Origin of the sequence: Vreelandella neptunia (assembly GCF_034479615.1) — a bacterium.
Lineage (GTDB): Bacteria > Pseudomonadota > Gammaproteobacteria > Pseudomonadales > Halomonadaceae > Vreelandella > Vreelandella neptunia.
The window spans coordinates 1343009-1362879 of the sequence record NZ_CP140255.1 but is presented as its reverse complement, the minus strand read 5'-3'; the positions used below and the strand labels follow the sequence as shown (position 1 = coordinate 1362879).

Annotated in this window: 19 protein-coding genes; 4 read left to right on the top strand and 15 right to left on the bottom strand. The window is 52.4% G+C overall.

Features of this window, described 5'->3' with window-relative positions; translation table 11 throughout:
- The 3 genes from SR894_RS06205 to SR894_RS06195 are packed head-to-tail and all read right to left on the bottom strand — an operon-like array spanning position 1 to position 1839.
- The gene (locus tag SR894_RS06205) at positions 1 to 420 is read right to left on the bottom strand and encodes a DUF6691 family protein (RefSeq protein WP_223288239.1); all 420 of its coding nucleotides are present in this window, start codon (positions 418 to 420) and stop codon (positions 1 to 3) included.
- A gap of 35 nt (positions 421 to 455) precedes the next feature.
- Entirely contained in the window at positions 456 to 923 is a 468-nt protein-coding gene (locus tag SR894_RS06200; protein WP_133730267.1) for a YeeE/YedE family protein, read from the bottom strand.
- 49 nt (positions 924 to 972) lie between these two features.
- On the bottom strand, positions 973 to 1839 hold the full coding sequence (locus SR894_RS06195) for an MBL fold metallo-hydrolase (protein ID WP_223288240.1): 867 nt from the start codon (positions 1837 to 1839) through the stop codon (positions 973 to 975).
- 227 nt (positions 1840 to 2066) lie between these two features.
- Here SR894_RS06195 and htc2 point away from each other — a divergent pair, with 227 nt between their 5' ends.
- Positions 2067 to 3683, top strand: coding sequence for a methyl-accepting chemotaxis protein (htc2, locus tag SR894_RS06190; protein ID WP_223288241.1), 1617 nt, complete (start codon positions 2067 to 2069; stop codon positions 3681 to 3683).
- Between the two features lie 274 nt (positions 3684 to 3957).
- Here the strand turns inward: htc2 and SR894_RS06185 are convergent, their stop codons facing one another.
- The 3 genes from SR894_RS06185 to SR894_RS06175 all read right to left on the bottom strand — a co-directional run bounded on the left by SR894_RS06185 (position 3958) and on the right by SR894_RS06175 (position 8850).
- Entirely contained in the window at positions 3958 to 5178 is a 1221-nt protein-coding gene (locus SR894_RS06185) for a glycosyltransferase family protein (RefSeq protein WP_223288242.1), read from the bottom strand.
- 46 nt (positions 5179 to 5224) lie between these two features.
- On the bottom strand, positions 5225 to 6133 hold the full coding sequence (locus SR894_RS06180) for an HAD-IIB family hydrolase (RefSeq protein ID WP_223288243.1): 909 nt from the start codon (positions 6131 to 6133) through the stop codon (positions 5225 to 5227).
- Positions 6134 to 7845: 1712 nt separating this feature from the next.
- The gene (locus SR894_RS06175; protein ID WP_133730262.1) at positions 7846 to 8850 is read right to left on the bottom strand and encodes an OmpA family protein; all 1005 of its coding nucleotides are present in this window, start codon (positions 8848 to 8850) and stop codon (positions 7846 to 7848) included.
- 317 nt (positions 8851 to 9167) lie between these two features.
- Here SR894_RS06175 and SR894_RS06170 point away from each other — a divergent pair, with 317 nt between their 5' ends.
- Together SR894_RS06170 and SR894_RS06165 are read left to right on the top strand one after the other, a co-directional pair.
- Entirely contained in the window at positions 9168 to 9833 is a 666-nt protein-coding gene (locus tag SR894_RS06170) for a hypothetical protein (protein WP_227404784.1), read from the top strand.
- Positions 9834 to 9837: 4 nt separating this feature from the next.
- A complete protein-coding gene (locus SR894_RS06165) occupies positions 9838 to 10428 on the top strand; it encodes a FlgO family outer membrane protein (protein WP_246638127.1) in 591 nt (196 codons plus the stop codon).
- A gap of 37 nt (positions 10429 to 10465) precedes the next feature.
- On the opposite strand, the gene SR894_RS06160 is transcribed toward SR894_RS06165, so the two are convergent.
- On the bottom strand, positions 10466 to 11896 hold the full coding sequence (locus SR894_RS06160; protein ID WP_223288244.1) for an MBL fold metallo-hydrolase RNA specificity domain-containing protein: 1431 nt from the start codon (positions 11894 to 11896) through the stop codon (positions 10466 to 10468).
- Positions 11897 to 11971: 75 nt separating this feature from the next.
- Positions 11972 to 12682, bottom strand: coding sequence for a SapC family protein (locus SR894_RS06155; RefSeq protein WP_223288245.1), 711 nt, complete (start codon positions 12680 to 12682; stop codon positions 11972 to 11974).
- 329 nt (positions 12683 to 13011) lie between these two features.
- Between SR894_RS06155 and SR894_RS06150 the strand changes: the two genes are divergently transcribed.
- Positions 13012 to 13164 carry a hypothetical protein gene (locus SR894_RS06150; RefSeq protein ID WP_223288246.1) on the top strand — a complete coding sequence of 51 codons (153 nt, stop codon included), beginning with the start codon at positions 13012 to 13014 and terminating at the stop codon, positions 13162 to 13164.
- A gap of 8 nt (positions 13165 to 13172) precedes the next feature.
- Here the strand turns inward: SR894_RS06150 and rfbC are convergent, their stop codons facing one another.
- The 7 genes from rfbC to SR894_RS06115 all read right to left on the bottom strand — a co-directional run bounded on the left by rfbC (position 13173) and on the right by SR894_RS06115 (position 19764).
- Positions 13173 to 13724: a dTDP-4-dehydrorhamnose 3,5-epimerase gene (gene rfbC / locus SR894_RS06145; protein ID WP_223288247.1), complete on the bottom strand. Its 552-nt coding sequence runs from the start codon at positions 13722 to 13724 to the stop codon at positions 13173 to 13175.
- Positions 13724 to 14608 carry a glucose-1-phosphate thymidylyltransferase RfbA gene (rfbA, locus tag SR894_RS06140; RefSeq protein WP_133730258.1) on the bottom strand — a complete coding sequence of 295 codons (885 nt, stop codon included), beginning with the start codon at positions 14606 to 14608 and terminating at the stop codon, positions 13724 to 13726. The genes rfbC and rfbA overlap by 1 nt, the downstream gene beginning before the upstream one ends.
- A 34-nt stretch (positions 14609 to 14642) precedes the next feature.
- Positions 14643 to 15542: a dTDP-4-dehydrorhamnose reductase gene (gene rfbD, locus SR894_RS06135; protein ID WP_223288248.1), complete on the bottom strand. Its 900-nt coding sequence runs from the start codon at positions 15540 to 15542 to the stop codon at positions 14643 to 14645.
- A gap of 166 nt (positions 15543 to 15708) precedes the next feature.
- Positions 15709 to 16767, bottom strand: a complete 1059-nt coding sequence (rfbB, locus tag SR894_RS06130; RefSeq protein ID WP_223288249.1) for a dTDP-glucose 4,6-dehydratase — start codon at positions 16765 to 16767, stop codon at positions 15709 to 15711.
- Positions 16768 to 16852: 85 nt separating this feature from the next.
- A complete protein-coding gene (locus tag SR894_RS06125; protein WP_223288250.1) occupies positions 16853 to 18313 on the bottom strand; it encodes a DUF6056 family protein in 1461 nt (486 codons plus the stop codon).
- 132 nt (positions 18314 to 18445) lie between these two features.
- Complete coding sequence (locus SR894_RS06120; RefSeq protein WP_223288251.1) at positions 18446 to 19402, bottom strand: glycosyltransferase family 2 protein; 957 nt, start codon at positions 19400 to 19402, stop codon at positions 18446 to 18448.
- Positions 19399 to 19764 (bottom strand): GtrA family protein, encoded by a 366-nt coding sequence (locus SR894_RS06115; protein WP_227404781.1) that lies wholly within the window; start codon positions 19762 to 19764, stop codon positions 19399 to 19401. Before SR894_RS06115 ends, SR894_RS06120 begins: the two co-directional genes overlap by 4 nt.
- Positions 19765 to 19871 lie beyond the last annotated feature (107 nt).

The window sequence follows — 19871 nt, the reverse complement described above, 5'->3', positions numbered from 1 at the left end:
CTAGGCGAGACGCTTAGCAGCAAAACGTCTCGCAAAAAACCAACCCAACACCATTGTCACCAGCATGGCCAATAGCGGTAACGAAAGACCGCCGATGGAGGCAATCGCCGGCCCTGGGCAGTAGCCGGAAAGCCCCCAGCCGATGCCGAACAGGGCAGCGCCCCCTAACAACTTTGCGTCCAACTCACGTTTGGTCGGCAACTGAAAGACGCCACCCAACAATGGTGCAGTACGCTTGAATACCAGCCGATAACCAACAAAGGTGGTGATGACGGCCCCGCCCAATACGAACATCAGCGTTGGATCCCAGGCGCCCGCTACGTCTAGAAACCCCACTACTCGCGCGGGGTCGGTCATCCCTGAAACAGCCAGGCCGATACCGAAAAGTAGCCCCGCCGCATAGCCCGCCGCTGTTTTCATCCAATTGCTCTTGTTTGACTGACTCATTGAACTATTCATTGAACGCCACCTAAACCTAGCAAGTGGCGCGAGATATAAACGGTCACTAGCGCCGTCAGCAAAAACATACCGGTGGCCGCCATGGAGCGCGGTGCCAAACGCGCCAGCCCACATACGCCATGGCCGCTGGTACAGCCACTGCCCAGCCCCGTGCCTACGCCCACTAATAGCCCAGCCACTAGCATTAACCCTATGCCTCCCACGGGTGCGCCAATCACCTCTCCAGGGCTTCCGGCAACGTTTCCTAAACCACCACCTAACGCCATAAGCAGAAGCGGGCCGCTTATCAGCCCTAACAGAAAAGCCACTCGCCAAGCGCTATCGCCCTTGGGGCGTTGGGTTATCAAGTTGCCCACGATGCCACTGATCCCTGCGATACGCCCCAGCGTTGCCATCAGCCAGGTAGCAGAAAGCCCGATCAACACACCCCCAACCAGCCCTTGTAAGCCTGCTGTCCAATCCACTGCTGTCTCCCAAGCATTCCGCTTTCACAGGTTAAAAAAATAGAAACGGTTAGAAAAAATTAATCGGCACTTTGAGATAGACGGTGCCATTCTCTTCCGCTGGAGGCAGCTCCCCCGCACGCATATTGACCTGCACAGAAGGAATAATGAGCCGTGGCATGCCTAAGGTGGCGTCACGCTCGGTGCGCATCTTCACAAACTCGTCTTCGCTGATGCCTTCATGAACATGGACATTCTCACTACGCTGTTCCGCCACGCTGGTTTCATGCTGAAAGGTATCGCGGCCAGGGGCTTTATAGTCGTGACATAAAAACAATCGCGTCTGCTCGGGAAGCGCTAACACTTTTTGAATAGAGTGATACAGGGTGCGCGCATCACCGCCGGGGAAGTCGCACCGCGCGGTGCCATAATCCGGCATAAATAGCGTATCGCCTACAAAGGCGGCATCGCCCACTACGTAGGTTAAACAAGCAGGCGTATGCCCTGGAGTATGCAGCACGCGGCCTTGCAATTGGCCAACCGTGAACGTATCCCCTTCTTCGAACAGCGCATCAAATTGGCTGCCATCTCGAGCAAACTCACTGCCCGCATTGAACGCCTTACCGAAGATCTCCTGCACCTTCACTATGTTGGCACCAATGCCGGTTTTACCGCCTAACTGCTCATGCAGGTAAGGCGCCGCCGAGAGGTGGTCGGCATGTACATGGGTCTCCAAAATCCAGACAACATCGAGATCGTGTTGACGAATAAAGGCGATGATGTTGTCAGCGGATCGCACGTCGGTTCGCCCAGCGGCATAATCAAAGTCGAGGACTGAATCTATGATCGCGCAGGCACGGCTATCGGGGTCTTGAACGACATAGCTAAAGGTGTTCGTGGGCTCATCAAAAAAGTGCGTAACGATTGGGCGTTGCATCGCTGCCTCCCATGGGGTGGAAATTTCATTCTCATACGGTAGGGACAGCATAGTTCATTTTTAGTTCTATATTTAGATCATTTTAGAATATAAAGGTACTTCTATCCTCAACATCTCTATGCGCAAAAAAATAGTGTTGGTTGTAAATTTTGCTAAGGTCTGTCCTGTTTAGGCCGATAATGAAGAAACATTGCAAGAACGTATCAATTACAAAAACTAGGAAAAACATGACTCACCTAACAACGACACAAAAGCTTTGGGGAACACTGGGTATTATCTGGGTTGCCATGCTGCTCTTGGTTGGCTGGCTAGCTTTGGAGAACCGCCAAACAATTGAGAGCGAACGCCGCGACAGCATTCAGTACGTGGTGGAAAGCGTGCAAAGTCAAATTGAAGCCCTGCAAGAACGGGTCGCCGCCGGTGAGCTAAGCCTGGAAGAAGCACAACAGCGTGCCATTGATAATATGTCCACCGTTAGCTTTGGGGCTGGCGAGTATATTTTCTCTTTCAACGATGACTTACTGATTATCTCCCATCCCAGCCGTGACCCCGGCACTGACATGACGAACTATGAAGATGCCAGCGGTATGGCGCTATACCCAGAATTGCTGCGTGTCGCCCAAACAGGCGGTGGCCACGTTGACTACTACTCTACCCGCGCAGGTGGCGATGAGCAGTTGCCGAAAACCAGTTATGTAGCACACCTTCCCGAGTGGGAGTGGTCACTAGCGACCGGTGTTTATGTCGATGATATTAACGCTGCCTTTATTGCCGGTTTGATTCGCTCGATAGTCATACTGCTGATCATTGGCCTTCCGGTAACGCTGCTGATGGGGTGGGTTATTCGTGATGTTTCTCGTCGTTTAGGCGGTGACCCACGCTACGCCGCCAGCGTAGTGCGACATATCGCTGATGGCGACCTGACCCAAGTTACTCAACTTTCACCAAAGGATCAGCAGAGCCTACTTTTTAATATCAATCGCATGCGCGAGGCACTCGCTGAGACGATTGGCGATATCCACCTCGGCGCGAGTCAGGTCAACAGTGGCGTAGAGCAGATCGTTGGCGTTAACGAAGAGCTTTCCACCCGTACCGAACAGCAGGCAGCTTCATTAGCCGAAACGGCCTCCAGCATGGAGCAGCTTACCGCCACGGTTAAGCAAAATGCCGAGCACGCCGATCACGCGCGTACGCTTGCCACCCGAGCGGCCGACAGTGCGCAGCGCGGCAGTGACTCGATGTCAACGGTGATCACCACCATGGCGACGATTAACGAAAGCGCCACTCAAATGAGCAGCATCGTTAACACCATTGACGGGATCGCCTTCCAAACCAACATTTTGGCCCTAAACGCCTCGGTGGAAGCCGCGCGCGCAGGCGATCAGGGCCGTGGTTTTGCCGTGGTTGCCAATGAGGTTCGTCAGCTAGCCAGCCGCTCGGCTGCCGCCGCCCAAGAGATCAAAACGCTGATCGAAGCGTCGGATAGCAAAGTGGTGGAAGGTAGCCGCCAAGTAAGTGACACCGGGGATGTGATCAATGGCATGGTCGCTGACATTAAACAGCTCAGCACACTGGTTCAGGAAATCTCTGCAGCCACCATTGAGCAGAGCAGCGGCATTGAGCAGGTCAACCAGGCGGTAACGCAAATGGATCAAATGACCCAGCAAAATGCCAGCCTGGTGCAACAGAGTAACCACGCCACTCAAACGCTCGCACAGCTCAGCGCCCAGCTGCGTCAGTTGGTTGCTCACTTCCGCATTAACCAGAGCGCTGGGCATGCACATGCAAGTCTGCCAGCCTCTTCCCCTGCCCCGCGGGCAGCCTACCAGGACAGCGATTTTTAGTCTCAATATCCGCTGAGTGAAACCACTCAGCTATCTAGATGTTGTGGGAAGGCGCTTATAGCGCGCGAAGGGTGTTGAAAGCACCCCTTAGGTTAAGCTGGCGAAGTGCCTGAACATTCGCGAGCTAAAGCTCCCTCCCACAGGTTTAGATATCTCCCACAGGTTTAGCTATTTTCCTAGCGGGGATAATTCCACACTGAGTGAATACGAGACAAAAAAGGCCAACTCCCCTTGGGTAGCTGGCCTTTTATTGTCTATATCGTGCAGAAAACGCCTAAACCTTACCCTGGTTATCCAGTTCTACTGCCTCGTGCATGCGCGTGAGCAGATCTGGCACCGCGGCCTGAACACGATTCCAACTGGGGATAAAAGGTCGCTCTCGCGGGTTATCCATAAAAAGATTGCCCGCTTCGAGCAGGTTACTGGCAAACAGCTCCACGGCCTGCTCTTCGCTGTGCCGATCAAGACTTAGACCGTTCATCGTCGCATCGTGGTCATAGGCTTCGATCAAATCCAGCGCAAAGCGGTAGTAGGTGGCTTTAAGCGTGCGGAAGTCTTCGCTGCTAAAGGTAACCCCCTGGGTAGCTAGTTTGCGATAGAGCGCTTTTGAAATATCCAGGCTCATGCGGTTTAAGCCGCTATCAGGATCATCTTCGCTAACCGGCTGATGCTTGTGGTCGTAGGCATCGGCAATATCCACCTGGCAGAGCTGGCGCAGGGAGTAGTTGCGCTGTAACTCCGACAAAACGCCAATTTCCAGCCCCCAGTCTGCGGGCATACGAATCCCCTCGAGCACTTCACTACGCATCGCAAACTCACCTGACAGCGGGTAGCGAAAGCTATCCAGATAATCGAGGTAGGGCATCGGCCCGCAAACCGTTTTAAGCGCCCGCAGCAACGGCGTGACTAACAGCCGTGAGACGCGACCATTCAGCTTGCCCTCGGCAATACGCGGGTAATAACCTTTGCAGAAGCTGTAGTTGAAATTAGGGTGTGCCACCGGATACATCAAGCGCGCAAGTAGCCCCCGCTCATAGGTCAAAATATCGCAGTCGTGAAGCCCTACCACCGTCGAGCGCCCTGACGACAGCATATAGCCTGCGCAATACCAGACATTGCGCCCTTTACCAGGCTCTAACGCGCCTAAACCATGCTCTTCCAGCTCCGCATCCAGGGCACGCAGCCGTGGGCCATCGTTCCATAATATGCGCGTGTGCTGCGGCAGGCGTGAGAAAAAGTCCCGAGCATATAAAAATTGCTCGCGATCGGCTCGATCCAGGCCAATGACAATTTCATTGAGGTACGGGACTTTAACCAGCTCATCGACGATTGCTGACAGCGCCGGCCCTTCCAGCTCAGAAAAAAGCGACGGCAAAATCAGCCCCATTGGACGCCGTCGAGCAAACTGACACAGCTCTTGTTCAAGCGCTTCCACCGAACGCCGGGTAAGGTTGTGAAAGTCCGTAATAATACCGTTTTGATGAAAGTCACTCATGCGCTTACCTCCCTGGATTTAAAGTACTGGACTCAAAGAACTGTACTCAAAGGATCACGACATCTCCCTTCTCCGCCGTCGCTAAACGGCGGTCATCTCGCCCCCACCAGTAGGCCACCCCCTCGGCCCAGCCGGTCGGCCCTGTTGCATCCGTGCGGTAAATAGAAGCGTTGCTGGGTTCTACGGCTAAGTCATGGCAACCTCGAATTACCACCGCTTGATCCACCGCTTCGAGCATGGTGATATCGTTTGGCCCATCCCCTAACCCCAATGAAAGGGGCGCTCGGCCTCTTAACGCAGTAAAGCGCTTGACCAGCCACTCGACGGCACTGCCTTTATCGGCGGAGCGTCCCATCACATGCCAAAAGCGCCCGCCTTGAGTAAGCTGTAGCCCATCCCCTTCTAAAGCGGTGCGAAACGTCTCTAGAGCTGCCTCGGAGTCCTGCCACAGCAGCGGCTCACTACCTTCCCGCTGCCGTGCGTCCCGGGCGCGAACCGCATCAAGCCCGGTGAGCTCCATCACCTCAGCGACGCTCATCTCTCCCATGCGAGTAAAACGAATCCCCAGACGCTCGCGCCAAACCTTCAACCGGGCACGAATAAAGCCAATATCCACACCAGGATGCTTGATAACGACGCCATCACGGCCACTGCCTGGGCGGTCTAAGCGCGCATGGCACCAGCCTGGCGGTAGACCAATAACCGCACCGTTTTCAGCAATAAACGGCGTTGCCGTGAGACCCAGGGCTTCGCGCAGCGGAATCAGTTCGGCACGGGTTTTACTGGTCACCGGAATTACCGGCACCCCCATCTGCTTTAAGCGGGCAAGCCAGGGAGCCGCGGGACTGAAGTCATAGCTGTGATGATCTAGCAGCGAGCCATCTAAATCGGTCACTACCAGACGTGGCTGCAGAGCAGGATCAACCGAAGGGGTTGACTGGACGGATTCAGGCATAGCACTACCTCTCTTCGGCCTTAACGCTTCGTTAAGACGTCATGTCTCGGACACCTAAATAGCTATGGCCAGCTATTAATTGCTATAGAAAGCATAGCAATTCATAAGCCAAAACAGAGAAGTGTCGATTCAACAGAGGGTTACAGGACTTTTTTGCGGGAAAAATGTATCGCAACACTCGCAAGCACCAAAAAGAGGCAGTATTAACGCACCAAATAAGTGCAAGAAAAATCACGAGGGAAAATAAAGCTATAAAAAAACGTCACAGGTCTTGGCAACGTCTCATAAATAGCTATACTGAAATTGTACCCACTGGTGATCCTGTACACCCCTCACCTGATTCCAGTGGGCTGCAGTGAGCCAAGCCCTTTGATGCCCGCCTCCCCCGGCGGGCTTTTTTTTCCTCACCTAAAGGGCGCCTGCGGCACCCTTCGCGCGCTGGAAGCGCCCTCCTACAATAGACAACTGCCCCGGTGCCCAAAGCTAGTGGTGGGAGGGAGCTTTAGCTCGCGACCATTCTGGCTTCCAGCCGGAAGACACTAGTGGGCGCCTACGGCACCCTTCGCGCGCTAGAAGCGCCCTCCTACAAGTAGCTTCTGGCTTAGCGCTGGCTGTAGGGTGTTGTGGGAGGAAGCTTTAGCTCGCGACCATTCTAGCTTCCAGCCGGAAGACACTAAGGGGCGCCTGCGGCCCCCTTCGCGCGCTGGAAGCGCCCTCCTACAAGTAGCTTCTGGCTTAGCGCTGGCTGTAGGGTGTTGTGGGAGGGAGCTTTAGCTCGCGACCATTCTGGCTTCCAGCCGGAAGACACTAAGGGGCGCCTACGGCACCCTTCGCGCGCTGGAAGCGCCCTCCTACAAGTCGCTTCTGGCTTAGCGCTGGCTGTAGGGTGTTGTGGGAGGAAGCTTTAGCTCGCGACCATTCTGGCTTCCAGCCGGAAGACACTAAGGGGCGCCTACGGCACCCTTCGCGCGCTGGAAGCGCCCTCCTACAAGTCGCTTCTGGCTTAGTGCTGGCTGTAGGGTGTTGTGGGAGGAAGCTTTAGCTCGCGACCATTCTGGCTTCCAGCCGGAAGACACTAAGGGGCGCCTACGGCACCCTTCGCGCGCTGGAAGCGCCCTCCTACAAGTCGCTTCTGGCTTAGTGATGGCTGTATGGTGTTGTGGGAGGGAGCTTTAGCTCGCGACCATTCTGGCTTCCAGCCGGAAGACACTAAGGGGCGCCTACGGCACCCTTCGCGCGCTAGAAGCGCCCTCCTACAAGTCGCTTCTGGCTTAGTGCTGGCTGTAGGGTGTTGTGGGAGGAAGCTTTAGCTCGCGACCATTCTAGCTTCCAGCCGGAAGACACTAAGGGGCGCCTGCGGCCCCCTTCGCGCGCTGGAAGCGCCCTCCTACAAGTCGCTTCTGGCTTAGAGCTGGCTGTAGGGTGTTGTGGGAGGGAGCTTTAGCTCGCGACCATTCTGGCTTCCAGCCGGAAGACACTAAGGGGCGCCTGCGGCCCCCTTCGCGCGCTGGAAGCGCCCTCCTACAAGTAGCTTCTGGCTTAGGGCTGGCTGTAGGGTGTTGTGGGGGCTGTATGGTGTTGTGGGAGGAAGCTTTAGCTCGCGACCATTCTAGCTTCCAGCCGGAAGACACTAAGGGGCGCCTGCGGCCCCCTTCGCGCGCTGGAAGCGCCCCCCCTACAATTTAATAGAACCTTGCAACAGTGAGTATTTACTACTCAACATGAATAACCACCTCAACCCGCCGATTACGTGCACGCCCTTCTGCGGTGGCATTGCTTTCAAGTGGTTTTGTTGCTGCCAAGCCTACGGCGCGTAAACGTTCAGCATCGACACCTTCAGCTTCCAGCGCTTCCACAATGGCAATGGCGCGGGCGCTCGACAACGCCCAGTTAGATGAGAACTCATCGGTGTTAATGGTCTGGCTGTCCGAATGCCCCTCAACCCATACTTCGCCATCATAGCGCTGAATAGTTTCCAACAAACTGCCCACTAGTGACGAGCCGTTGTCGGTCAACTCAGCCGTAGCAGAAGGAAATAGCAGTTGATCCTGCACGCGGAGGCTAATCCCCTCCGCCACCCGCGACACTTCAACACCCTCCAGGTCGGGCAGATAGGTAGACTCTTCTACGCGCTCCGAAAGCGCCTGGTTTAGCGCAAGTGCACCCGCTACTGACTCATCGCTCACCGCTTGTACATTTACCGGGGGGCGGTCGGTTAACACCACCATGTAGTCAGCCAAGGGTGATGTAAAATCATCGCTGCCCGCGGGCATCAGCAGTTTTGGCAAGTAGAAAGTCGGCTCGACAGGCTGCGGCGGTGCTGCCAAAAGCGGTGGAACCCCGAAGCTGACTCGTCGAGGAAGATCAGTCAACTTGGGCAAGCCCGCCACGCCAAGTGCCGCACTAATGGCCATAGGGTTCAACCCTGCCCCACTCCACCGAGCAATGTTCACACGATCATTATTTATCTGAGCCAAAGAATCAGGCAAGGGAACGCCTAAAGTAGGCGATATTGTGCCAACGTCCTCGTTCACACTATTCGCCTGGTTCAACTGAGGGATAATCGGCCCAGAAGCGGCAATAATGACGACAAAGAGGGCCACCAACAAAGTCATTATATCGAGATAGCTGATCATCCAACCGCTACCACTATCACTTTCATGGTAGGCCGACATTAGCGAATCGTGGCGCGGGCCGCCGCGATGATCTTCAAGCATGGGTATTATCGCTCATTAAAGTTTTTAACCTCGTGGCCGATTTAGCTAAATATGACGAATCAGGCTCATCAAGCTAGGCATGTCAAATCAGTCGCTTATAATTAGTGATATCGAACCAGGTACTTCAAAATCAGGTGCTTAAAAATTAGACACGTCGAAATTAGATACGCTGAATCGGACATGGCAAGCTAAGCATGGCAAACAGTCTATCAAAAGCCGTTTTGTAGCGAAAAAGGAACCAGCAGGTGCGCACTCGTCCCAGATTATTTCCATTATCCAATTGCATACGCCCTGTAAGTTTGGGGCTGGCAAGCCTAATGCTCAGCGGCTGCTTTTATGCCAACACATCCCAAGCGCCGATCGCCACGACCTACCCCTATACAGAACAGCAGCGTATGCAGGCTGCCCACCACTGGGATGTGCTGGCCCGTCATGAAGCTACCAGCATTTTGCAACGCGAGCGCGTTCGCAATCGCGATTTACACATTAGCGAACCCGACAATGAAGCACTGCACGCTTACAGCGGCGGTGAATTTGGACGCGGCTTTCGCGCGCTACTGACCAGCGAGCTGGTATCGCGTGGCGCTAACCTCACCACCGTACCTACTGCGAACAGTGCCAACATCACCTTTGATGTCGAAGTCGTCGAACACCGGGATCGTGGTTTTATCCGCCCGCCCGTCGGTGCTTTTACCGCACTCACCGCAGGTATCGCCGTGGCCACCATTCCCTATAATCAGTGGGCCGAACCTGCTTTGGGGCTAATCCCCGCCGCCATGCTTGCCGATACCACCAGCGGTAGTTGGACACACACCGGTGACGAAGAGATCATCGTGACCACACAAATTATCGATGGCGAGCGAATTCTCTACTCTTCGTCCAACATTTACTACATCAATGCCGGTGATCGTCGTCAATATGCCCCGCACCGCGTGCCTCAGGCACCTACCACACCCTCCGTTCCTCTTACTGATACGTGGTAACTTCATGCTGATGACACTTTTAACGACTTGCCGCGCTCGCTCTATCAGCCATGCTGCTCGTGGGATGGCCATGAGCATAGCGCTACTGTTCCTGGCTGGCTGCAGCGCGCTGGGTAATGCTAACAACAGACCCGCTGAACCGGAACCCGATCTCTCTGCATTGGTTCATGCCGCTGCTGAACAGATGGTTGCCAGTAATCCAGAGCTCACACGCTATAGCCCCATGATTGCCGCCACTTTTGTGAGCATCGACAACCTAAGCCAGTCATCTACGCTTGGGCGTATCAGCTCCGAAATTATGGCCTCCGCACTGGCCCGCCAGGGTATGCAGGTACGCGAAGTCAAAATGCGCGACAGCATGTTTATCGAAGAGAGCGTGGGCGAACTAATTCTTTCACGCCAAGTTCAGCGCCTAACCGCACAGCACAACGCCCGCTCAATATTGATGGGCACCTACGCACAAGGGCAGGACTACGTCTATGTGAGTGCTCGCGTGGTGCGGGCAGGCGATGCTATGGTGCTTGGCAGTGCCGATTTTCGCCTACCGCTCAATAACAACACCCGCAGTCTGTTAGAGGGCCAGGGGGGCTGGTAAGCAACAGAAAGTCACTCCCACGATAAAGCACAACAGCCTATACAGAATTCTCAGGTAAATTCACGGTTATAGGTTGTTGATGCTTATCCGCCATTGCTTCGATGGCAGCCTTAAGCGCCAGTTTTGCAGATGTGTCACCGTGCACCAAACGGATTGCTTTAGGCCAATGACGCATTCTTTTGATAAAAGTTAATAAATCCCGTTGATCTGCGTGGGCGGAGTAACCGTTAATAGTCGTAATCCCCGCGCGAATATCGTAACGCTCGCCATCCAGCATTACCCAGCCACCCTCAGGCCCATAGCGCTGGATATCACGCCCTGGCGTGCCCGCCCCCTGATAACCCACAAACAGCACCTGATGACGCGGGTCGCCCAACATGGCTTTTAAATAATTTACCACCCGCCCACCGGCGCACATACCGCTCGCCGCAATCACCACCGCAGGCCGGCCACTTTCGGCCAAATAGCGCACTGTTTGTTCATGTGCTGTATGGTTATCCACGGTATACAGCGCATCAAAATTGAGCGGATGACGCCCAGCCTTTATCAGCTTTTGCGCTTCATCATCCCAAAATGGTTTTAAATCACGGTATACCTGAGTAAACCGAGCGGCCAGCGGCGAATCCACAATAATCTCTAGCGACTGCCAGAGAGAGCCTCTGCCCGCACGATGAATAATAGTCTCCAGCTCGTATAGCAACTCCTGAGTTCGGCCAATACTAAAGGCAGGAATAATCACAGTACCTTTATTCTCTAGCGCCTGCTCAATGGCCCGCTTTAGTAGCGCCGCCCTTTCGTTACGCCCCTCATGCAGCCGATCTCCATAGGTTGACTCAAGCACCAGCACATCAGCTCTTGACGGCGACTTAGGCGCGGGTAGTAGTGGAGAGTTAGCGGCGCCCAAGTCTCCGGAAAAGACCAAGCGTTCACGGCGTTTCGAATTTGTTTCGCGTAGGGAAACTTCCACATAGCTTGACCCCAAAATATGCCCTGCACGCTGCAGCTTAACCTTGATCTTTAAAGAGGAAGTAGCTTCTAAAGTGTGCCATTTAGCATAATCCAGAGGCACCAACTGCTCATCGACCCGCTGTAAAAATTGTTCAATGAGGCGGCGCGCATTTCGGGTAAAGCCAATTTTCAACGCGTCTTCAATGACCAATGGCAGTAGTTTAGCCGAGGGCTTTGAACACAAAATGGGCCCATTAAAACCAGCGGCTAACAAGTAAGGCAAACGCCCTACGTGATCAATATGCACATGGGTTATCACTAAGGCTTTGACAGTCGAGATATCAAATCCGATAGTGAGTTGTTCGAAACTATCCTGCTGTGCGTCCTCCCCCTGAAACAAGCCACAATCTATGAGTAGTGAAGACTCACTATTGACGATAAGCTGATGACAGCTACCAGTAACACCGCTAGCACCGCCTCGATGAATGATCGTGGATAGAGAGTTTTCGGGTGTATTCATCGCTATTACTCGCTTTCCAAACAGTACCTCTAATAGCCAATTGACGATGCAATAAAAACAAATAAAAAGCAATTTTTAATTAGCATCTTGATTTAAACATCCCGCATGGAACAGAGAACTATGCTGATAGGCCGCTAATTCCATGGCATGATGCATTTGCAGGTCTGCAAAATCTTCGCGGGATAACCGAGCAATGGCATCAATATCAACGCGATAAATTGGCCTATCACGCTCCTTATTGTTTCCCATTATTTTTTCTGTTTCAGAAATAAGTATCAACACCCCCTTTTTTGCTAAAAGTTCGCAGGCGCTATGGACTATTTCACTGTCTATCTTTAAGCGGTGGAGTAAATGAAACCGATCCATTACCGCTTCCGAATAACCACGATTTGCACTAAAGAGAGGCAAAGCCTCCGTATCTTCAAGCGGGACAATACACCGCTTGTCGATACCTAGCTGAAAACCACTTTTGGAAGCCTCTAAAAGCATGAGAGAAAATGGATATACTTGCGCACTTTGGGGTACAAACACGTGCTTCAGCGGCTCAGTGTTTCTACCCCTAATACTCGATAGGAAAATATCGTTAGTCACGACGACTATTAGCCAACGCTGCTCACAGCGCATTATGACGATTGGAAGATGGGCTGATGCCTGCGCCATCTCACTCAGGCTGACGGGAAGCCATGTGCAATCATGCTTCAACGCCTCAGCTTTGTCGCCATTCCAGCCTAAATTCGCATGTTCGGCGTAGTCCAAAAGCACTAGGTGTGAATACCAAGTTGGCATGGGCAGTCCTCAAACAAAAAGTTACTTTATCTAACACTCTGCCCATTACTGTTACCACATTTATACAATTTTTTTCACAAAAAAACACGAAAAAGCCCGCCATCATCTATAAAGCGTTTAAGGGCACTCAGATTTAACTTTAAATTAACGATTAAGCAGCACCTACTGTAGACATCAATAAGAATGCATTAAGAAAAGGTTATATGTCACCTAAAGTGGGTTTAATCTTAATCGGCCATTTTGCGTCTTAGGGTTCAGGCCGAAACCGCTAAAGCCAACTATCGAGTGTGGGGGGCCTCTTCAGCGGTGATTCAACATTTCGGCGATGGGTGCCTAATCTGAGAGTGGGGGCGCAGCTGGCTATTACCAAACAGCTCTCCCTGCGCGGGCGTTTCACCCGCCACTTCGATGCGGGTGAAACCGACAACCTACCAGGGTTTGATCTGGATGTGATCAGCGCAGGGGTTACCTGGCAGTGGTAACGCCACTGCTAACGTTTATAAACATCTGCCTTAGAAAACGTGCTACCCGCCTGATCTTTTTCAGAGAGCGAAAACTCAACGGGTAGTTCTGGCCACTCAATGGCCAGCTCAGGATCATCAAAACGGATACATCGCTCAGATTCGGGATGGTAATAATCAGTCGTCTTGTATAAAAAATCCGCCGTTTCCGAAAGCACCACAAAGGCGTGACCAAAACCCTCAGGCACCCAGAGCTGACGGCTGTTTTCAGCCGAAAGCTCTACGCCGACCCACTGGCCGAAATGAGCAGAATCGCGGCGAAGATCGACCGCCACATCCCACACGCTACCCTGCACAACCCTCACCAGCTTGCCCTGGGGCTGCTCCAGTTGGTAATGGATGCCACGCAGCACACCCTGGCGGGAGCGCGAGTGGTTATCCTGAACGAAATCACGCTTGCAACCCGTGGCCTGTTCAAACGCTTTTTGGTTGAAGCTCTCCATAAAAAAGCCCCGGGCATCGCCAAACACTTTGGGGGTTAAAATTAACACATCAGGCAATGACGTTTTTTCAACCAGCATTAATAGCCCCCTTTAGCATCTAAACGGTGAAGCAAATATTGTCCGTAACCGGTTTTCGCAAGCGCGGTGGCGCTTTCACGCAGAGCTTCATCGCTTAACCACCCTTGCTGCCACGCTATCTCTTCTAAACATGCCACTTTCAAACCCTGGCGATGCTCAATAGTTTGCACATACTGGCTAGCCTCCAGCAGGCTATCGTGAGTGCCGGTGTCCAGCCATGCGAAACCACGGCCCAAGCGCTCAACACGTAGGTCGCCACGCTCTAAATAGGCATTATTGATGCTAGTGATTTCCAGCTCCCCCCGATCAGAAGGCTTCACCTGGCGAGCAATTTCAACCACATCATTGTCATAAAAATAGAGACCGGTCACCGCGTAAGGCGACTTCGGTTTGGCAGGCTTTTCCTCAATGGAAACTGCTTTACCATCAGCATCAAACTCCACAACACCAAAACGCTCGGGGTCTTTGACCAGATAACCAAATACCGATGCCCCACTCGCTTGGGCAGACGCACGCTTGAGCTGCTCAGAAAAGTGCTGACCATGGAAAATGTTATCGCCGAGCACCAGGCACACCGGCGCATCTCCGATAAACGATTCACCAATAAGAAACGCCTGGGCCAGACCATCAGGCGAAGGCTGCACGGCATACTCAAAACGTACGCCGAACGTATCGCCATTGCCCAAAAGGTTTTCATACTGGGGCAGGTCTTCCGGGGTAGAGATAATTAAAATTTCCCGGATACCAGCCAGCATCAATACCGAGATCGGATAATAGATCATCGGCTTGTCATATATCGGCAGCAGTTGTTTTGAAACACCGCGGGTGATGGGGTGTAAACGAGTACCGCTGCCCCCCGCTAAAATAATGCCTTTACGTTGCATCGTTGTTGCTCCTTGCTCATTGCGCACGCACGACTTAGCGCGAGCTTGCTATTTCTTCCACGGTAAGCGCCAACTGGCTCTGCCAACTGGGCATCTCAATTCCCAACGCTTTTTCTAGTTTATCCACTGCCAGCCGCGAGTTAAGCGGGCGAGCAGCAGGAGTTGGGTAATCACGGGTAGGGATAGCGCTAACACTCTCGGAAGTAATCGTTAGCGGTAACCCTATATTACCTGCCAATTGGAAAATCTCGCAGGCGAACCCGTGCCAACTGACTTCCCCTTTGGGGGCCAAATGATACACACCGCTCCCAATATCATGACTGGAAGTCTTAAATTGTAAGGCAGTTAACACCTGCTGGGTAACCAGCGCAATTAGGCGTGCGGGGGTTGGTGCGCCCACTTGGTCACTGACAATACTCAGGGCAGAGCGTTCAGCGCCTAAACGCAGCATGGTAGATAAGAAACTCTTCCCGAAAGCGCTGTATACCCAACTGGTACGAAAAATCAGATGCTGGCAACCGCTGGCAGCTATAGCCTTATCACCCGCCAACTTAGTAGCGCCATAAACATTACAGGGGCCCGTTGCATCATCTTCGCGCCAAAGGGCGCTACCTTCACCGCTGTATACATAATCGGAAGAGTAATGCACCAACCAGCAGTTACGCTTCTGGCAGTATGCCGCCAGTTGAGCGGGCAGTTCGGCGTTTAACCGCGTTGCCAATGCTTGATCCGTTTCGGCGTTGTCCACCGCCGTATAAGCGGCTGCATTCACCACCACATCCGGCTGATGCTGAGCCAAGTAAGCACTTACTGCGTCAGCGTCCGAGAGGTCAAGCGACGCCCTGCTAGGTGCTAATATCTCGCCTAGGGTGGCCAGTTGACGGCGCAGCTCAAACCCTACCTGGCCGTTACCGCCGGTGATAAGCACCTTCATAACCCATTCCTTTATAAAACATTTGATTTCATCATCTTAACAGCCTAAACACCGCACCGGTGGGAGGCTGCGTTAGCTCGAGACCATTGGCTAGCAGCCTGAACAAACCACCAGTGGGAGGTAGCTTTAGCTCGCGACCGCTAGGCCACCAACACTGCGTTAAGAGCTACAAACTCCCCAAACGTTCGCCCTGGTAGCTGCCATCCTGAACCCGCTGCCACCACTCCCGGTTATCCAAATACCACTGCACGGTTTTGCGCAATCCGGTCTCAAACGTCTCCTCCGGGCGCCAGCCTAGCTCTCGCTCAATTTTGCTGGCATCAATGGCATAGCGCAGGTCGTGGCCAGGACGGTCTTGCACAAAGGCAATCAAATCCCGATATGAACGCTCCGCAGGCACCAGCTCTTGAAGCAGGTCACATAGCGTTTCGACCACTTCAAGATTGGCTTTCTCGTTGTGTCCCCCAATATTATAGGTTTCCCCAACGACGCCTTCGGTGACAACCTTCACCAATGCACGCGCATGGTCTTCAACATAAAGCCAATCCCGAACCTGCTGGCCATTGCCATAGACCGGCAGTGGCTTACCTGCCAAGGCGTTCAAAATCATCAAGGGAATAAGCTTTTCAGGAAAGTGATAAGGCCCGTAGTTATTCGAGCAATTGGTAACCAACACCGGTAAACCAAAGGTACGCAACCAAGCGCGCACCAGGTGGTCAGAACTTGCTTTACTGGCAGAATAGGGAGAGCTGGGCGCGTAAGGCGTCTCTTCGGTAAAAAGCTCTTCCGGCCCTTCTAGATCACCGTACACTTCATCGGTAGAGATATGGTGAAAGCGAAAAGCAGCGGCTTTGTCAGGTGCACTTTTTTGCAAGCCCTTCCAGTAGTGCCGTGCAACTTCTAAAAGCGAATAAGTGCCTACAATATTGGTCTGGATAAACGCCGCGGGGCCGTCTATCGAGCGATCCACGTGGGACTCCGCCGCCAGGTGCATCACAGCATCCGGTTGGTAGTGATCAAAAATAGCGACCATGCGGGAAACATCGCCAATATCCGCCTGCTCAAACGCATAGCGGTCACTACCCTCTACCTCGGTAAGAGACTCCAAATTACCAGCATAGGTAAGGGCATCCACATTGACCACATGGTGCTCAGTGGATTGGATCAAATAACGTATAACCGCTGAGCCGATAAAACCGGCCCCACCAGTGACTAAAATTTTCATGTTAAACCACCACGTCCAAGTGTTTAATTCGTCCAAAGCACATGTGCATTGCGCTTACCATGCAGTTTGGCTGATAGCTATTAGGCTATTGTCTCAAGTCCAGGGGCGCTTGCCATTCAATGTTCACCCCTTCTGGTACTTGGTAGTAACGCCGCATCCACGTTTCGACCAGCTCACGCTGGTAAGGCATTGTTTCAGCAAAGCGATCATTCGGTAGCCGATACAAAACCAGTTGGTCAGGTACCCTCCCCACTTCAGCCTCCATACCTGCTGCCAACAACTTAGCCCCATTGAGTTGATGGGTCGGGGCATTTTGGGCATACCCCTCATAAACCGCCCCAGCTTTATTGGCTGCGGGCACAGCAAATGCCATCAATACCACCACCATTAATAGAGGACTAAAACGAAATACCAAGGCACCCGCATAAGTAAGCGGTATTAACATTAAGCAGTAAAAAGTCAGTAGTGCACGGGAAGCAACCACTGGTGCCAACAGCAGCAGCACCAAAGAGGCAACCGCTGCAAAGAACGCAGCAGCAATAGCAACAGGAACACGATGCCACCAAACTCCCAGCATTAATACAACGCCGAATAGTAACAACAAAGCTGGGAAAAATAACGTTAACCCCTGCCAAGCGGGTAATGCCAGCAATAGCGTTCCAACACTCAAGCCTGCAGCCACAAAGGTAGTTTTAGCATGGCGAGTGAACAGCAAGGCTCCATAAACTATACCTGCAGCTAGCCAGGCTAATAGCGCCAAGCGCCCCTCAGGATGCAATATTAGCTGGTTCATCACTTGAACATTAGCTAAGAGTGTATCAACGACCCCTTCATGGGGGTAATGAGAGACTGCACGACGCACAAAATTACCTGGAGCAAAAATAACCAACGCCCCTGCACCAATAGTGATGCACAGCCGACACAACCACAGACCTGCGCCCTCCCAGCTCCGTTGGGCTAAAAACTGCAGCACGCCATAGGTCAAAACAAAGGCTGGCATAGCAACAGCCATTTGCTCATGAAATAAAGCGGCCAACGCATAAAGCAGCGTAGCTAACCAGTCCAGCCGTCCATTGCGAGCAACACGCCAGGTTGCCAAACCAAACAGCGCCAAACCCCAAACATAAGCGATTGAAGCAGAAAACCAATACAAGCCACTAGTAGTGACAAATTCTGGCAACGCCAATAGGTAAACAACAGGCACCAGTAATACCGGATGCCATGGCTCCCCTTTTCGAGCAGCCGCGGTTGCACTCACCACCATCACGGCAAGTACAAAAACTTGTACAACCCTTACAGACTCAATTCCCCAGGAAAATAGATTAATTTGCAGATAGAAGGGGAAAAATCGGCCTGACCAGTTCCAGTATTCACTGTACAAAAAGCGGATTAAATCGAATTGGGTAAAATGGCGCCCAATACCAGCCCCCACCTCGGTGGTATACGTTAGCGTGGCGTACCCCCAGTCATCGTGATAAGGAAACACCAGCGCATGCTGCGCAAGCATGAACACCACAAAACCACCGAGTAGCGCCCCGCCAAACACGCGCTGCCAACGGCTACACCCCAAAGGCTCAGACCACGGCCCTTGGGAGGAAACACTTTTTTCACTCTGCATAGATTCTTTACCTTTACCTGCAACGCCCTAGCGCAGCTTTACTAGCCTATTAAAGATCAGCTATGAATCTATGGTGTCGTTATAGTCGCTTATAGACTTGCCCAGAACACGCTTCACCACATAACGCGGACGTTGCTTCACTTCTATATAAATACGGCCTATATATTCACCCAGTACGCCTATACCCACCAGTTGAACACCGCCAAGAAACAGAATGGCTGTCATTAACGAAGGATAGCCGGGTACAGGGTTACCCCAGATAATTTTTCCCATCACCAACCACGCCGCGTATATAAAAGAAAACAACGCAACGCCTAATCCCAGATAAGTCCAAATTCTTAAAGGCACAGTGCTAAAGGATGTAATACCTTCAACCGCCAGGTTCCACAGTTTCCAGCCATTAAACTTAGTACTACCAGCGGCGCGTGCAGCACGTTCGTAGCTAACAACATCGGTTTTATAACCTACCCAGGAAAGCACCCCCTTCATAAACAGATTGCGCTCAGGCATCTGCAAAATCGAGTCAACCACTGGTCGAGACATCAACCGAAAATCACCTACATTTTCTTCAATTTTGGGGGTGCTGATACTGTTGTGGAAACGGTAAAACCCCTCTGCGCTTAAGCGTTTTAAAAAGCCATCCTGGCGGCGGTCAACACGCTTAGCCAACACCACGTCGGCCCCCTGCTGCCACCTTTCTACCAGTTTGGGGATGACGTCAATGGGATCCTGCAAGTCGACATCGATAGGAATAACGGCATCACCGGTCGCATAAGAGAGCCCTGCAAAGAGTGCGGGCTCCTTACCAAAGTTACGGGAAAAATCGACCAGCACTATCATTTCATCGGTTGCCACAAGCTGCTGAGCAATCTCAATTGTGGTATCGGTGCTACCATCATTCACAAGTACAATTTCAACATCGTACGGAGCTAGCGCCTCACTTTCACGAACAGTGCGATAGAAGAGCGCCAGCATCGCCTCTTCGTTGAAAACTGGCACTACTAACGACAGTTTCATGTACGCTCCTTAAAGACAAAAAACTGTGAATAAACAAAACCCAGCACTAGACTTAAACCAGAAAAAACTACTAAAGTTATTACTGGTGCCAATGCTAATACATCAGCAGTAACGCCGATTAAAAAGCTAAGCAAGCCCATAGCGCAAGTAAACAATAAGTACCTTAGTGGCGTCGCTTTGGCTTGGAAGGTAAAGCGCGCATTGGCAAAAAAAGAGAACGTGACGGCCACAGCGAAAGCCAACAAATTACTCCAGGATTGAGAAATACCCAGGCCAAGGTTCAACAGTAGAAATACGACCCAATGCAGTAGCGTATTAATGACACCAATACTGAGATAACGGGAAAAACGCTGCACCAGCATGTAGTTACCACTCAAGACTAATTAAAAACTGCGGCGACACCAAGCTCGCAAGCCATAACAGCACGCGTGTAGGTGAATAATGGGCAGCAACTCTACCCTAAAGCCAA

Coding starts and splice junctions, on each gene's coding strand:
- rfbB (WP_223288249.1), bottom strand. CDS start 16,767: ATGAAAATTTTAGTCACTGGTGGGGCCGGTTTTATCGGCTCAGCGGTT.
- SR894_RS06180 (WP_223288243.1), bottom strand. CDS start 6,133: ATGCCTGAATCCGTCCAGTCAACCCCTTCGGTTGATCCTGCTCTGCAG.
- rfbA (WP_133730258.1), bottom strand. CDS start 14,608: ATGCAACGTAAAGGCATTATTTTAGCGGGGGGCAGCGGTACTCGTTTA.
- SR894_RS06155 (WP_223288245.1), bottom strand. CDS start 12,682: ATGCCAACTTGGTATTCACACCTAGTGCTTTTGGACTACGCCGAACAT.
- SR894_RS06120 (WP_223288251.1), bottom strand. CDS start 19,402: ATGAAACTGTCGTTAGTAGTGCCAGTTTTCAACGAAGAGGCGATGCTG.
- SR894_RS06160 (WP_223288244.1), bottom strand. CDS start 11,896: ATGAATACACCCGAAAACTCTCTATCCACGATCATTCATCGAGGCGGT.
- SR894_RS06185 (WP_223288242.1), bottom strand. CDS start 5,178: ATGAGTGACTTTCATCAAAACGGTATTATTACGGACTTTCACAACCTT.
- rfbC (WP_223288247.1), bottom strand. CDS start 13,724: ATGCTGGTTGAAAAAACGTCATTGCCTGATGTGTTAATTTTAACCCCC.
- SR894_RS06175 (WP_133730262.1), bottom strand. CDS start 8,850: ATGCTTGAAGATCATCGCGGCGGCCCGCGCCACGATTCGCTAATGTCG.
- SR894_RS06170 (WP_227404784.1), top strand. CDS start 9,168: ATGCTCAGCGGCTGCTTTTATGCCAACACATCCCAAGCGCCGATCGCC.
- SR894_RS06115 (WP_227404781.1), bottom strand. CDS start 19,764: ATGCTGGTGCAGCGTTTTTCCCGTTATCTCAGTATTGGTGTCATTAAT.
- SR894_RS06205 (WP_223288239.1), bottom strand. CDS start 420: ATGAAAACAGCGGCGGGCTATGCGGCGGGGCTACTTTTCGGTATCGGC.
- htc2 (WP_223288241.1), top strand. CDS start 2,067: ATGACTCACCTAACAACGACACAAAAGCTTTGGGGAACACTGGGTATT.
- SR894_RS06165 (WP_246638127.1), top strand. CDS start 9,838: ATGCTGATGACACTTTTAACGACTTGCCGCGCTCGCTCTATCAGCCAT.
- SR894_RS06195 (WP_223288240.1), bottom strand. CDS start 1,839: ATGCAACGCCCAATCGTTACGCACTTTTTTGATGAGCCCACGAACACC.
- rfbD (WP_223288248.1), bottom strand. CDS start 15,542: ATGAAGGTGCTTATCACCGGCGGTAACGGCCAGGTAGGGTTTGAGCTG.